This is a genomic window from Streptomyces chartreusis NRRL 3882 (genome assembly GCF_900236475.1).
GTDB lineage: Bacteria > Actinomycetota > Actinomycetes > Streptomycetales > Streptomycetaceae > Streptomyces > Streptomyces chartreusis_D.
Map to the genome: position 1 here is coordinate 7,103,476 of NZ_LT963352.1, position 13,658 is coordinate 7,117,133.

The following is a 13,658-nucleotide window of genomic DNA, read 5'->3' on the forward strand; positions in this document are numbered from 1 at the left end:
CAGACTCGCCCCCATGTTGGAGACCTCGGCACGCCTGCTGCGCCTGCTGTCCCTGCTCCAGGCCCACCGCGAGTGGTCCGGCCCCGACCTTGCGCAGCGCCTCGGCGTCAGCGCCCGCACCCTGCGCCGGGACGTGGACCGGCTGCGGGAACTCGGCTACCCGGTCAACGCCAGCCCCGGCACGGGCGGCGGCTACCAACTGGGCGCGGGCGCCGAGCTGCCGCCGCTGCTCCTGGACGACGACGAGGCCGTCGCCGTGGCGATCGGGCTGCGCACGGCCGCCGGGCAGGGCATCGAGGGCATCGGCGAGACCTCCGTGCGGGCTCTGGCCAAACTGGAACAGGTGCTGCCGAACCGGCTGCGCCGCCGGGTGGGCGCCCTCAACGCCTTCACCGTGCCGATGCTGCGCGGGCCCGTGCCCGACGCCGTCGACCCGGCCGTGCTGACCGAGCTCGCCCACCTGTGCCGGGACGCCGAGCGCCTGCGCTTCGAGTACCGGGGCCACGACGGCACCCAGAGCCGCCGCAGTGTCGAACCGCACCGCCTGGTGTGCACCGAGCGCCGCTGGTACCTGGTCGCCTGGGACCTCGACCGGGAGGACTGGCGCACCTTCCGCGTCGACCGCATCACGCCCAGGCCACCGCACGGCCCGCGCTTCGAGCCGCGTGAGGCGCCCGCCGAGGACCTCGCCGCCTACGTCTCCCAGGGCGTCTCCACGCGCGTGTACGCCACCCACGCCGTCGTGCGGCTCCTGGCGCCCCTGGAGGAGGCCGCCGCGCACATCTCGCCCAGCGCCGGGGTGCTGGAGGCGGAGGGCCCGGACAGCTGCCTGCTGCGCTGCGGCGCGGGGAGCATCGACGTGATGGTGATCCACGTGATGATGCTGGGCTTCGAGTTCGAGGTGCTCGAACCCGACGGGCTGATCGAGGCGATCAGGAGGGCTCGCGACCGGCTTGATGGCGCTCTGGCTCGGGCTGCGCAGTCACCGCCGCGTACTGCGGATGGTGCAGGTCGAACGCCGGCGACTCGGACCGGATCCGGGGCAGCACCGTGAAGTTGTGCCGGGGCGGCGGGCACGATGTCGCCCACTCCAGGGAACGGCCGTAGCCCCAAGGGTCGTCGACCTCGACCTTCTCGCCGTACTTGGCGGTCTTCCACACGTTGTAGAGGAACGGCAGCGTCGACATGCCGAGCAGGAAAGCGCCGATCGTCGAGACGGTGTTGAGCGCCGTGAACCCGTCGGCGGCGAGGTAGTCGGCGTACCGGCGGGGCATGCCCTCGGCGCCCAGCCAGTGCTGCACCAGGAACGTGGTGTGGAAGCCGGTGAAGAGCGTCCAGAACTGGATCTTGCCGAGTCGCTCGTCGAGCATCTTCCCGGTGAACTTCGGCCACCAGAAGTAGAAGCCGGCGAAGATCGCGAAGACGACCGTGCCGAAGACCACGTAGTGGAAGTGCGCCACCACGAAGTACGTGTCCGTCACGTGGAAGTCCATCGGCGGCGACGCCAGGATCACCCCGGTCAGCCCGCCGAACAGGAACGTCACCAGGAAGCCCGTCGCCCACAGCATCGGCGTCTCGAAGGACAGCGAGCCCTTGAGCATCGTGCCGGTCCAGTTGAAGAACTTCACACCCGTCGGCACCGCGATCAGGAAGCTCATGAAGGAGAAGAACGGCAGCAGCACCGCGCCCGTCGCGAACATGTGGTGCGCCCACACCACCACCGACAGGCCGGTGATCGCCATCGTCGCGCCGACCAGCGTGAGATAGCCGAACATCGGCTTGCGGCTGAAGACCGGGATGATCTCCGTGATGATGCCGAAGAACGGCAGCGCGATGATGTACACCTCGGGATGGCCGAAGAACCAGAACAGGTGCTGCCACAGGATCGCCCCGCCGTTGGTGGCGTCGAAGACCTGCGCGCCGAACCGCCGGTCCGCCTCCAGTACCAGCAGCGCCGCCGCCAGCACGGGGAACGCCATCAGGATCAGGATCGACGTGAACAGCGTGTTCCAGACGAAGATCGGCATCCGGAACATCGTCATGCCGGGCGCGCGCATCCCGATGATGGTGGTGATGAAGTTGACCGCGCCGAGGATCGTCCCGAAGCCGGACAGCGCCAGGCCCATGATCCACAGGTCGGCCCCGAGTCCCGGCGTGCGCTCCGCGCTGTTGAGCGGGGCATAGGCGAACCACCCGAAGTCGGCCGGTCCGGAGGGCACCAGCAGCGAGCCCAGCACGATCAGCCCGCCGAACAGGAACAGCCAGTACGAGAGCATGTTCAGCCGAGGGAAGGCGACGTCGGGCGCGCCGATCTGCAGCGGCATCAGCTCGTTCGCGAAGCCCGCGAAGGTCGGCGTCGCGAACAGCAGCAGCATGATCGTGCCGTGCAGGGTGAACGCCTGGTTGAACTGCTCGTTGTTGATGATCTGGAGGCCGGGGCGGGCCAGCTCGGCGCGCATCAGCAGCGCCATCACTCCGGCGATCAGGAAGAACACGAACGACGTGATCAGGTAGAGGTGACCGATCTTCTTGTGGTCCGTCGTGGTCAGCCAGTCGACCACCACCCGCCCGTGCTTCGTCCTCGGCACGGGCCGAGCCGTCGCCTGTACGGTCTGCGTCCCCATCGCTCGCTCGCCCCTTCGCTCATCGCGTGCCGGGCCCGCCGAAGCCCGCGCCGCGTACTCGCGAGCTCACGCCATGATGCTCGCGTCACCGAGCGCTCCGACAGGGGGCGTACCGGCCTCTCTGTGCCGGAGCCATGCATTTCCTGTGCGGCGGCGGCTCCGCCGGCCCGGTGCGGTGCCGGAATGGAATGGGGCCCCGAGGTCACTTCTCCCGGAACTTTCCGCCGGGCTTTTCCATGGGCTCATGTGACACGCGGAAATTGCGATCGAATACCTGCGGAAGGCCTACGAAACCGCTCGTCCGTGTGACGCACCGCGTCCGAAACTCCTCTCGTGATCTTGTGACAGAAGCGTGACAGGGGAGGGACAGAGGAGGGACAGGAACCGGGGTCACAGGCCCGGACTTCCGCGGTCGCCGGGCACGGCATAGCGTGGCGGCATGGCACCGATTCCGACACCATCCGCGGAACCCGACGACAGCCCGGACACCTACGTCGGCCTGGAGGCCGACCGGGCCGAGCACCTCGCGCGCGAGCGCGGCTGGCCGACGGTGCGCTCGCTGCCGCCGGGGGCGATCATCACGATGGAGTACCGCGTCGGCCGGCTGAACTTCGAGGTGAGGGGCGGCCGGGTGGCGCGGGCCTGGAAGGGCTGAGACGCCGCGAAGGCCCCGGTTCCGCTCCAGGACCGGGGCCTTCGCCGTGCCAGGACGGGGTGTGCGCACCCACCCCGCCGTCCGTCGTCAGCCGCCCGTCACGGGGCGGGCCGAGGACGCCGAGCCGCGGGGGTGCCGCTCCGTGTGCGGCGGGCGGCGGCTGCCCGCGGGGGTGATCGGCGTGCGCTCCGAGCGGGCCGTGTGCGGCCCCGGAGCCAGGTAGGCCGGGGCCCGGGGGGAGCGGGCCGCGACGTCGTCGCGGTCGCCGGGCAGCGGCGTGACCACCACGGGCGGCGCGCTGACCGGTGCGGTGGCCGGCGCCGACCGGCTCCGGCGGGCCCGCCAGCGGTCGCGCAGGTCGAAGATCCTCGCCTCGGCACGGGCGATCAGCGGCTCGAACCACGGCAGGGCGAGCAGGATCAGCAGCCCCGCGGCCCAGCCCAGCAGCACATCGCTCAGCCAGTGCGTACCGAGGTAGACGGTGGCCATCCCGACGCCGAGCGAGGTCACCGCGGACACGGCGGACAGCCAGCGGCGGGCTCTCGGGGTGGAGGCCAGATAGGCCAGGATGCCCCAGGTCACGACACCGTTGGCGGTGTGACCGCTCGGAAATATATCGCCGCCGCGCCACATCTCGTTCGAGCCGATCACGGTCGCGTAGTGCGGTCCCAGGCGGCCCATGCCGTACTTGGCGGCGCCGACCGTGATGTTCAGCAGGAGCAGCGAGACGCCGAGGGCGAGGAGCGGGCGCAGGGTGTGCTGCCGCCAGGAGCGCCAGCCCAGCCAGGCCGCGACCATCACGGCGGTGGGGCCGCGCTGGCCGAGCACCACGTAGTAGTCGACGAACCAGTGGATCTCCGACCACTGCTGGTACGGCCGGAAGAACATGACCTGCCAGTCGAGCCGCACCAGCCAGGACGTGATGATCACGGCCCACACGATCGCGCCGTAGAAGGCCAGGGTCGCCGCGAAGAGCACGATGCGGTGCCTGCTCATCTTCGGCACATCGATGTGGGCCGGTCGTTCCGGCTCACGGTCCAGCCGGGCGAACACCCGGTCCAGACGGGTGAGCTTCGGTTCGGTACGCACCCAATCGACGTTACAGCGAGTGAGCTCGGATCCCTGTCGAATCAACGGCTTTGTGATGACGATGTGATGTGGGATTCCTCTCAGGAGGAGGTTTATTTCCAGCGAATCCGTAATCGCCGGGCCCCGCAGCCTTCAATTCCTTTGATCATTCCGGATGCGGGTTTTATTGAGCTTTTGAATTCGTTCACCGGGGCATGGTGCGGAATTCTCCGAATGCTCACAGCGGGTCAGGGGGGACCCGAACCGTTCAGCCAGCACGCCCCGTACACCGCCGAGGCGACCGCCACCGCCCCCAGCACCAGCGCTGACCTGCGGATACGCAGCCGGGCCAGGGTAAGGGCGAGGGGCAGCAGCAGCGGGAAGGCGGGCATCAGCAGGCGCGGTTTCGAGCCGAAGTAGCTCGACGCGCACAGGGCGAGCGCGGTGACTGCTCCGGTGTAGACCAGCACCGGCAGCGGCTGGCGCTGACGTACACCGGCCACATACAGCCATACGACTGACACGACCCCGGCGATCAGCCCGGCTCCGGCCAGAGCCGAGGGGAACGACGTGAACTTCTCGGCGACGAACCGGGCGAAGGCGTACCCCCCGTCGAAGCCGTTGCGCCACCCCGCCTGCACGTCGAGATAGCCGAGCGGACCCTTGCCGGTGCGGTGGCCCACCCACAGCACGTATCCGGCGGTGCCGAGGGGGGCGAGCAGCATGCCGAGGACGCGGCGGGCGCGAGGGCCGGGACCGTCGGCGTCGCCGACGCTCGGCTCCCGCGCGAAGGAGGCGATCCCCGCCACCCAGACCGCGGCCACCGCGGCCATCCCGACCGGGCGGGTCAGTCCCGCGAGCAGGGCCAGCGTGCCCGCGGTCACCCAGCGGCCCGTCAGAACCGCGTACAGCGACCACGCGGCGAGCGCCGTGAACAGCGACTCGCTGTACGCCATCGACTGCACGATCCCGACCGGGAGCACCGCCCACAGCAGCACCGCGCAGACCCCGGCCCGGCGGCCGTACACATGGTCCGCGACCGCGAAGATCCCCCAGGCCGCGGCGATCGAGGCGAGCAGGCTGACCAGGAATCCGCCGTCCGCGTACGACAGCGGGGACACCGCCGCCACCAGGCGCTCCAGCCAGGGCAGCAGCGGGAAGAACGCGAGGTTCGAGTGCACGTCCCCGTTCGCCACGCGCACTTCGTAGCCGTAGCCGAGCTCGGCGACCCTGGTGTACCAGAGCGCGTCCCAGCGAGCGGTCAGCAGCGTGTACGCGCTCTTGTCGCGCGCCGCGCTCCACAGGGCCAGGGTGACGAGGCCCAGGGCACGGACGGCCGCGTACCCGAGGAGCGCCGGGGCCGCCCGGTGCAGCGCCCCGGCGCGGGACGGGGCCGCGCGCGTCTCAAGATCGGTCACGGGCCCGATTATCGACCCGAGCGGGAACCGGCCGGCCGCCCGGGGCGTGGACGGTGGAGAGGGGAGTGGCGTACGCCACACCTTTCCGCCGGACGGGTGAGAGGTCCGCCACTCGGCTCCGGCGCGGACTCGCGTACTCTGACGTGTCACTCGCTTTTCGTTTGCGCGGGCCGGAGACCACCGCTCCTCTCCGGCCGAGTCGCGGGGGCGTCCCCCACCCCGTGAGCCCGCCGATCGCGAGGGAACATCTGGGAGGTACGTACATGTCCGGGACGACCACGGCCGCTGCGCTGCGCCGTCGGGCGGCCGGGGCCGGTGCCAACCGCTGGGTGGTCCTGGTCGTCCTCTGCGTCAGCCTGCTGCTGGTCGCCGTCGACGCCACCGTGCTGCACGTGGCGGTCCCCGCCGTCACCGAGGACCTGAAGCCCGGCGGGATAGAGCTGCTCTGGATCGTCGACGTCTATCCGCTCGTCTGCGCCTCGCTGCTGATCCTGTTCGGCACGCTGGGCGACCGCGTCGGCCGCCGAAGGGTCCTGCTCCTCGGGTACGCGCTGTTCGGCGTCGCCTCCGGCCTGGCGGCCCTGGCGGACAACGCCCAGGTACTGATCGTGGCGCGGGCGCTGCTCGGCGTGGGCGGCGCGATGATCATGCCGGCGACCCTGTCGATCCTGCGGCAGGTCTTCCCGGACCGGCGCGAGCGGGCGCTCGCGATCGGCATCTGGAGCGCCGTGGCCGCGGTGGGCGCGGCGGTCGGACCGCTGCTCGGCGGCTTCCTGCTGGAGCACTTCTGGTGGGGCTCGGTGTTCCTCGTCAACATCCCGTTGATGCTGGTCAGCCTCCCGGTCGGGCGACTGCTGCTGCCCGAGTCGAAGGGCGACGGCGAAGGGCCCTGGGACGTGGTCGGCGCGCTGATGGCGGCGATCGGGCTGTTCGGGATGGTGCTGGGCGTCAAGCGGCTCGGCGGCGGGGAGTCGGTGGGGAGCCTGCTCACCGTGCTGCCGCTGGTGGTGGGCGCCGCGCTGCTGGTCGCGTTCGTACGGCGGCAGCGGCGGCGGGCGCATCCGCTGGTCGACCTCAGGATGTTCGCCCGGCCGGCGTTCAGCACGTCCGTCGGGTGCATCGTGCTGGCCATGCTCGCGCTGGTCGGGCTCGAACTGATCGCCGCGCAGTACCTCCAGCTGGTGCTCGGTCTGTCGCCGCTGGAGACGGGGCTGCGGCTGCTGCCGCTGACGTTCGCGGCGATGGCGGCCGGGCTGGCCGGGGCGCGGATGCTGCGGCGGTTCGGTCCGCGGCGGATGGTGTGCTTCGGGTTCTGTCTGACGGCGTTCGCGGTGGTGCTGCTGACGGCGCTGGGCCGGACGGACGACTGCGCGCTGATGCTGACCGGGTTCGTGCTGCTCGGCTTCGGGCTGGAGACGACGCTGTTCGGGGCGTACGAGTCGATGCTGAGCGAGGCGCCGCAGGAGCAGGCCGGCGGGGCGGCGGCGATCGGGGAGACGTCGTACCAGCTGGGGGCGGGGATCGGGATCGCGCTGCTCGGCACGGTGATGAACGCGGCGTACGCGCCCGGGCTGTCGGGCGTGCCGGGGGTGCCGGAGGCGGCGTCCTCCTCGGCGGGGCATTCGCTGGGGGAGGCGTACGAGGTTGCCGCGCAGCTGGGCGGGGTGGCGGGAGTTGCTCTGCGTCATGCCGCCCGGGATGCGTTCGTGCACGGGCTGCATGTGACGTTGCTGGTGAGTGCGGGGTTGTTGCTGCTCGGGGCGGTGATGGCGTTGCGTTTGCCGCGGGTCATGCAGTGTGAGGACGCTGGTGCGGTGGAGGTTCCTGCACCGAGGGACGCCGCGGAGTCCCGCGTCTCGGTGTGACGCCGGCGGCGAGGTGCCACCCGCGGGCGACCTCTGCTCCTCAGTTCGCAGCTACGGGTGGTGCGGGGGTGGGCAGGCGTCGTAGCGTCTTGGCTAGCAGTGCTAGTTAAAGAGTTTCGGAGGGTGTTCGCATGTCCGAGTCGTCCAAGCTTCCTCCCTTCGACCCCGCCGACCCCCTCGGGCTGGACGAACTCCTGGAACCGGAGGATCTCGGGATCAGGGACACCGTGCGGGCCTGGGCCGCGGACCGGGTGCTGCCGCATGTCGCCGAGTGGTATGAGAAGGGGGAGCTGCCGGAGATCCGGGAGCTCGCTCGGGAGCTCGGGGAGCTCGGCGCCCTGGGGATGTCCCTGAAGGGGTACGGCTGCGCCGGGGCGTCCGCCGTGCAGTACGGGCTCGCCTGCCTGGAGCTGGAGGCCGCCGACTCCGGGATCCGGTCCCTCGTCTCCGTGCAGGGCTCCCTCGCCATGTACGCGATCCACCGGTTCGGCAGTGAAGCGCAGAAGCAGCAGTGGCTGCCCCGAATGGCCGCCGGCGAGGTCATCGGGTGCTTCGGGCTGACCGAGCCCGACCACGGATCCGACCCGGCTTCCATGCGGACGTACGCCAAGCGCGACGGCACGGACTGGGTCCTCAACGGCCGCAAGATGTGGATCACCAACGGGTCGGTCGCCGGCGTCGCCGTCGTGTGGGCGCAGACCGAGGACGGGATCCGCGGGTTCGTCGTGCCGACGGACAGCGCCGGGTTCTCCGCCCCCGAGATCAAGCACAAGTGGTCCCTCAGGGCCTCCGTCACCAGCGAACTCGTCCTCGACGAGGTACGGCTGCCCGCCGACGCCGTACTGCCGGAGGGCACCGGCCTGCGCGGACCGCTCAGCTGTCTGTCGCACGCCCGGTACGGGATCGTCTGGGGCGCCATGGGCGCGGCCCGCAGTTGCTTCGAGGCCGCGGTCGACTACGCGAAGTCGCGGGAGCAGTTCGGGCGGCCCATCGGCGGCTTCCAGCTCACCCAGGCCAAACTCGCCGACATGGCGGTCGAACTGCACAAGGGAATTCTGCTCGCCCATCACCTGGGGCGGCGTATGGACGCCGGCCGCCTGCGTCCCGAGCAGGTCAGCTTCGGCAAGCTCAACAACGTACGAGAGGCGATCGAGATCTGCCGCACGGCCCGCACCATTCTCGGCGCCAACGGGATCTCGCTCGAATACCCCGTGATGCGGCACGCGACCAACCTCGAGTCGGTGCTCACCTACGAGGGCACCGTCGAGATGCACCAGCTCGTGCTGGGCAAGGCGCTCACCGGACTCGACGCCTTCCGGTGAACCGTGCGCGGGGGCAGGGCCGGTGAGCGGCCCTGCCTCAGCTCTGGTTGAAGAAGCCGTCCGTGCGGTGCGCGGCCGGGTCGCCGTTCACGATCTCCGTGTTGGCGGGGGTCAGCAGGAACACGCGGGTCGACACCCGCTCGATCGAACCGCGCAGGCCGAAGATCAGTCCGGCCGCGAAGTCGACCACGCGCTTGGCGTCGCCGGCGTCCATGGCCGTGAGGTTCATGATGACCGGCACGCCCTCGCGGAACAGCTCGCCGATGGCGCGCGCGTCCCGGAAGCTGTCCGGGGTCACCGTGCCGATGCGGCGACCCCTCTCCTCGGCGACGTCCGAGGCCACCTTGACGCGCGGATCGGTGACCCAGGCCTCCCCGGGCTCGGTCCCGTCGGAGTAGTCGTCGTCGTAGTAACGCTCGTCTTCGTTGTCGTCGACGAGGCCAAGCCAGGCACTTGCCTTGCGTACCGATCCCATGGACGCCTCCTCTCACAGCGGTCTTTCTGCTTTCCGCATCCCTATGGTCGTCCATGATGCGGATGGCGCGCCAAGTGGATAGACGCCGCACGGGGGGTTTGTGACGGTACTGGTGCACAGCGAATCCGTCGAGAGTCCGTGTTTCCCAAGGGCCTTGTCGTAAACGACTGCTGACTGTGAGTGAAATACGATTCTTCGCGGCGTACGGGTGATGAGCGGTGCGTACGGGTGAACGCGGTGGCCGATACCATGCGGCGCCAAACGTCGTACGGAGCACGGGGGACATCGGTGTTCGGAATGGTCAGGCCCTGTCGGCACCGGCTCGGGGAGAGCCTCACGGCCCAGTGGATGGCGCATTTGTGTGGGCTGTGTCTCGCGTTGCGCGGGGAGCACGGACAGCTCGCGCGCATCGTGACGAACTATGACGGGCTTCTCGTCTCGGTGTTGACGGAGGCTCAGGCGGGCCGGGCGACCGGAACGTCGAGCGGTGCGGGGCGGCGTACGGCGGGGCCGTGTCCGTTGCGCGGGATGCGTACCGCGTCCGTCGCGCACGGTGAGGGAGCCCGGCTCGCGGCCGCCGTGTCGCTGGTGCTCGCCTCCGCCAAGGTGCGCGACCACGTCGCCGACGGCGATGGACTGCTGGCCCGCGCGCCGGTCGCGCGCGCCGCGCGCCGGGTCGCCTCGGGCTGGGACCGCGCCGGGGCGCGCACCGGCTCCGCCGTCGGATTCGACACGGCCGTCCTGGTCGACGCCGTGGACCGGCAGAGCGGCATCGAGGCGCTCGCCGGACCCGGCACGCCGATCCTGGTGGTCACCGAGCCGACCGAGACCGCGACGGCCGCCGCCTTCGCGCACACGGCGGTCCTCGCCGGCCGGCCGCACAACGCCGGGCCGCTCGCCGAGGCCGGCCGGCTCTTCGGCCGGCTGGCCCACCTGCTGGATGCCGTGGAGGACCTGCACGCTGACGCTGCGTCAGGCGCGTGGAACCCGATCGCCGCGACCGGCACCTCCCTCGCGGAGGCCCGACGGCTCGCCGACGACGCGGTGCACGGGGTGGGGCTCGCCCTGCGTGACACCGAGTTCGCCGACGCGAAGCTCGTGCATCTGCTGTTGGTGCACGAACTACGGCGCTCGGTGGACCGGGCGTTCGGCACGGTGCCGGTGTGCGCGTCACATCAGGGCGGGCCGTACGGACAGCAGCCGCCTCAGGGTCCGTACGGCCAGGGGCCGCACGGCTCTGCGCAGAATCCGTATGCGGGCGGTGGCGGAAACCCCTACGCAGGTGGGGGAGGGGGGTACGGCGATGGTGGTCTCGGCGGTGGCGCGCCGGTGCCCCAGCCGCCCCGGGGGCGACGCGGGTTCTGGGCCGGCTGCGGGATGTTCTGGCTGCTGTGCTGCACCTGCAAGCTGTGCTGTGCCAAGGAATACGAGGGGCCGTGGTCCCGCAAGAAGCGCGAGGGCTGCTGCCGGGATTGCGACTGCGACGGATGCGACTGCTGCTGCCCCTGCGACGGCTGACCCGCCCCCTGTGAAGGGCGTGCTGCTGCCCCCGGGCGCGCTCGCCTGCCGTTTCGCGGCTTTGTGACAGGTGGTTCAGAAGGGCACGGCCGAAAGGCCCTCTTGCGCCTACCGGCCGTTCGGCCGAATACTCCCCCACAGCGCTTGTCAGGGGCACGGCGGATTCGGAATCCGGGCCGCCTCGCCCCGGACTGCGCCTCACGGGCCCGAAACCCCACGAGGGCCCCCGACTTCCTTTGTGGAGGAACGAAAAGTGAGGATCAAGCGCACCACCCCCCGCAGTGGCATTTCGAGACGGACCCGGCTGATCGCCGTTTCCACCGGCCTCGTTGCCGCCGCCGCGATCGCGATCCCCAGCGCGAACGCGTCCGACACCCCCGCCACCTTCAGCGCCACCGAGCTCAAGAGCGCCAGCGGCTCGATCCTGAAGGCCGACATCCCGGGCACCGCCTGGGCCGTCGACAGCAAGACCAACCGCGTGCTCCTGACCGTCGACAGCACGGTCAGCCAGGCCGAGATAGCGAAGATCAAGCAGCAGGCCGGCGCCAACGCCGACGCACTCACGATCAAGCGCACCCCCGGCAAGTTCAACAAGCTCATCCAGGGCGGCGACGCCATCTATGCGAGTAGCTGGCGCTGCTCCCTCGGCTTCAACGTCCGTGCCGGCAACGGCACCGAATACTTCCTGACCGCCGGTCACTGCACCGACGGCGCGGGCACCTGGTACTCCAACTCCGCCCGCACCACGGTCATCGGCTCGACCGCCGGCTCCAGCTTCCCGGGCAACGACTACGGCCTCGTCCGCTACAGCGGCTCCGTCAGCCGTCCCGGCACCGCGAACGGCGTGGACATCACGCGCGCGGCCACCCCGAGCGTGGGCACGACCGTCATCCGCGACGGCTCCACGACCGGTACGCACAGCGGCCGTGTCACCGCCCTCAACGCCACCGTGAACTACGGCGGCGGGGACATCGTCTCCGGCCTGATCCAGACCAACGTCTGCGCCGAGCCCGGTGACTCCGGCGGTTCGCTCTACGGCAGCAACGGCGTCGCGTACGGTCTGACCTCCGGCGGCAGCGGCAACTGCTCCTCCGGCGGTACGACGTTCTTCCAGCCGGTCACGGAGGCCCTGAGCGCCTACGGGGTCAGCGTGTACTAGGCCGGTCCCGGTCGGCAGCAGGCTGAGTTCTGTTCCCCCGCACGCATCGCGTGCGGGGGTCTCTCCGTTTTATGCGGGGGTTCTTCCGTTTTGTTGGGGTTGTCGTGGGCTGACCGGACAGATGATTTTCAGCCATGGCCAGACCTCACAGAGTGGGCACACATTACTCACGCGTAATGTTTGCACTGTGAACGCGCGTGAAGCGGGTGGGAGTTGGGTCCGATTTGACCGTGCACGGTCAAAATGAGGGGGCGTGCGGTCGGCAATCTACGCGCGTCCTGAACTCGACCTTGTGTGCCCCCCGTCGTCCTCGGAATAGTGGGCGCTCGTCAACAAAGCCTTCCGGTTCGCGAGGTCCCCACAACCTCTCGGGCCGACCCCCCACAGGAGGACGTGAGTTGAAGCACCGACGCATACCCAAGCGGCGTGCAGCCGTGGCAGGTGCGGGTATCGCCGCACTGGTCGCCGCGGGAGTCACCTTCCAGACTGCGAACGCGAGCGAGACCCCGGAGGCCTCCGCGCCCCGGACCCTGTCGGTCACGGCGGCCGGAAAGCTCGCCTCGACGCTGGCCGAGGACCTGGGCGCCGACGCGGCGGGCACGTACTACGACACGAAGAGCAAGAACCTCGTGGTGAACGTGCTCGACGAGGCCGCGGCCGAGGCCGTCGAGAAGGCCGGAGCCAAGGCGAGAGTCGTGGCGAACTCGCTCGCCGAACTGAAGAGCGCCCGCGGCACGCTGAAGCAGGACGCGACGATCCCGGGCACCTCCTGGGTGACCGACCCGACGACCAACAAGATCGTCGTCACCGCCGACCGTACGGTGTCCAAGGCCGAGTGGGCGAAGCTGACGAAGGTCGTCGACGGGCTCGGTGCGAAGGCCGAACTCAAGCGGACGAAGGGCGAGTACAAGCCCTTCATCGCCGGTGGCGACGCGATCACCGGTGGCAGTGGCCGCTGCTCGCTCGGCTTCAACGTGGTCAAGGGCGGCGAGCCGTTCTTCCTGACCGCCGGGCACTGCACCGAGGGCATCTCGACGTGGTCGGACTCCAGCGGCAAGGAGATCGGCACCAACGCGGACTCCAGCTTCCCGGGCAACGACTACGGGCTGGTCAAGTACACCGCGGACGTGGCTCACCCGAGTGAGGTGAACCTCTACAACGGCTCGACGCAGAAGATCACGGGTGCCGCCGAGGCGACGGTCGGCATGGAGGTCACGCGGAGCGGTTCGACGACCCAGGTGCACGACGGGAAGGTCACGGGGCTGGACGCCACCGTGAACTACGGCAACGGCGACATCGTGAACGGTCTGATCCAGACCGACGTGTGCGCGGAGCCCGGTGACAGTGGTGGCTCGCTCTTCTCGGGCAGCAACGCGATCGGGCTGACGTCCGGTGGCAGTGGTGACTGCACGTCCGGTGGGGAGACGTTCTTCCAGCCTGTGACGGAGGCGCTGTCGGCGACCGGGACCGAGATCGGCTGAGTTCTGGTTCCGGGTTCGTGAAGTCCCGCCCCTCGTGTGAGGGGCGGGACTTTCGTGTGTGCGGCATGCCTCG

Annotated in this window: 10 protein-coding genes and 1 pseudogene; 7 read left to right on the forward strand and 4 right to left on the reverse strand. The window is 70.1% G+C overall.

Annotated features, from left to right (window positions below; genetic code table 11):
* The first annotated feature begins 13 nt into the window (after positions 1-13).
* Entirely contained in the window at positions 14-1,054 is a 1,041-nt protein-coding gene (locus SCNRRL3882_RS32155) for a helix-turn-helix transcriptional regulator (protein ID WP_010046101.1), read from the forward strand.
* Positions 1,055-1,097: 43 nt separating this feature from the next.
* On the opposite strand, the pseudogene ctaD reads toward SCNRRL3882_RS32155, so the two are convergent.
* Positions 1,098-2,624: pseudogene (gene ctaD / locus SCNRRL3882_RS32160) on the reverse strand (cytochrome c oxidase subunit I); the annotation flags it as partial.
* Between the two features lie 439 nt (positions 2,625-3,063).
* On the opposite strand from ctaD, the gene SCNRRL3882_RS32165 reads away from it, so the two are divergent.
* Positions 3,064-3,279: an I78 family peptidase inhibitor gene (locus SCNRRL3882_RS32165; RefSeq protein ID WP_010046109.1), complete on the forward strand. Its 216-nt coding sequence runs from the start codon at positions 3,064-3,066 to the stop codon at positions 3,277-3,279.
* Between the two features lie 87 nt (positions 3,280-3,366).
* Here SCNRRL3882_RS32165 and SCNRRL3882_RS32170 read toward each other — a convergent pair whose 3' ends face one another.
* On the reverse strand, positions 3,367-4,368 hold the full coding sequence (locus SCNRRL3882_RS32170) for a phosphatase PAP2 family protein (protein WP_010046110.1): 1,002 nt from the start codon (positions 4,366-4,368) through the stop codon (positions 3,367-3,369).
* Positions 4,369-4,595: 227 nt separating this feature from the next.
* A complete protein-coding gene (locus SCNRRL3882_RS32175; RefSeq protein WP_010046111.1) occupies positions 4,596-5,765 on the reverse strand; it encodes a mannosyltransferase family protein in 1,170 nt (389 codons plus the stop codon).
* A 263-nt stretch (positions 5,766-6,028) separates the two neighbouring features.
* Between SCNRRL3882_RS32175 and SCNRRL3882_RS32180 the strand changes: the two genes are divergently transcribed.
* Positions 6,029-7,630 carry an MFS transporter gene (locus tag SCNRRL3882_RS32180; RefSeq protein ID WP_010046112.1) on the forward strand — a complete coding sequence of 534 codons (1,602 nt, stop codon included), beginning with the start codon at positions 6,029-6,031 and terminating at the stop codon, positions 7,628-7,630.
* Positions 7,631-7,761: 131 nt separating this feature from the next.
* A complete protein-coding gene (locus SCNRRL3882_RS32185; RefSeq protein ID WP_010046114.1) occupies positions 7,762-8,952 on the forward strand; it encodes an acyl-CoA dehydrogenase family protein in 1,191 nt (396 codons plus the stop codon).
* A gap of 37 nt (positions 8,953-8,989) precedes the next feature.
* Here the strand turns inward: SCNRRL3882_RS32185 and SCNRRL3882_RS32190 are convergent, their stop codons facing one another.
* Complete coding sequence (locus tag SCNRRL3882_RS32190) at positions 8,990-9,427, reverse strand: cell division protein SepF (protein WP_010046122.1); 438 nt, start codon at positions 9,425-9,427, stop codon at positions 8,990-8,992.
* Positions 9,428-9,715: 288 nt separating this feature from the next.
* Here SCNRRL3882_RS32190 and SCNRRL3882_RS32195 point away from each other — a divergent pair, with 288 nt between their 5' ends.
* The 3 genes from SCNRRL3882_RS32195 (at position 9,716) to SCNRRL3882_RS32205 (ending at position 13,585) form a co-directional block, all read left to right on the forward strand.
* Complete coding sequence (locus SCNRRL3882_RS32195; RefSeq protein WP_173937319.1) at positions 9,716-10,945, forward strand: DUF5685 family protein; 1,230 nt, start codon at positions 9,716-9,718, stop codon at positions 10,943-10,945.
* A 253-nt stretch (positions 10,946-11,198) separates the two neighbouring features.
* Positions 11,199-12,104 carry a S1 family peptidase gene (locus SCNRRL3882_RS32200; protein ID WP_010046126.1) on the forward strand — a complete coding sequence of 302 codons (906 nt, stop codon included), beginning with the start codon at positions 11,199-11,201 and terminating at the stop codon, positions 12,102-12,104.
* A 398-nt stretch (positions 12,105-12,502) separates the two neighbouring features.
* Positions 12,503-13,585 (forward strand): S1 family peptidase, encoded by a 1,083-nt coding sequence (locus tag SCNRRL3882_RS32205; RefSeq protein WP_010046128.1) that lies wholly within the window; start codon positions 12,503-12,505, stop codon positions 13,583-13,585.
* Positions 13,586-13,658 lie beyond the last annotated feature (73 nt).

Bases quoted from the DNA above. Each gene is read 5' to 3' on its own strand.
- SCNRRL3882_RS32155 (WP_010046101.1), top strand. From the start codon at position 14: ATGTTGGAGACCTCGGCACGCCTGCTGCGCCTGCTGTCCCTGCTCCAG.
- SCNRRL3882_RS32165 (WP_010046109.1), top strand. From the start codon at position 3,064: ATGGCACCGATTCCGACACCATCCGCGGAACCCGACGACAGCCCGGAC.
- SCNRRL3882_RS32180 (WP_010046112.1), top strand. From the start codon at position 6,029: ATGTCCGGGACGACCACGGCCGCTGCGCTGCGCCGTCGGGCGGCCGGG.
- SCNRRL3882_RS32185 (WP_010046114.1), top strand. From the start codon at position 7,762: ATGTCCGAGTCGTCCAAGCTTCCTCCCTTCGACCCCGCCGACCCCCTC.
- SCNRRL3882_RS32190 (WP_010046122.1), bottom strand. From the start codon at position 9,427: ATGGGATCGGTACGCAAGGCAAGTGCCTGGCTTGGCCTCGTCGACGAC.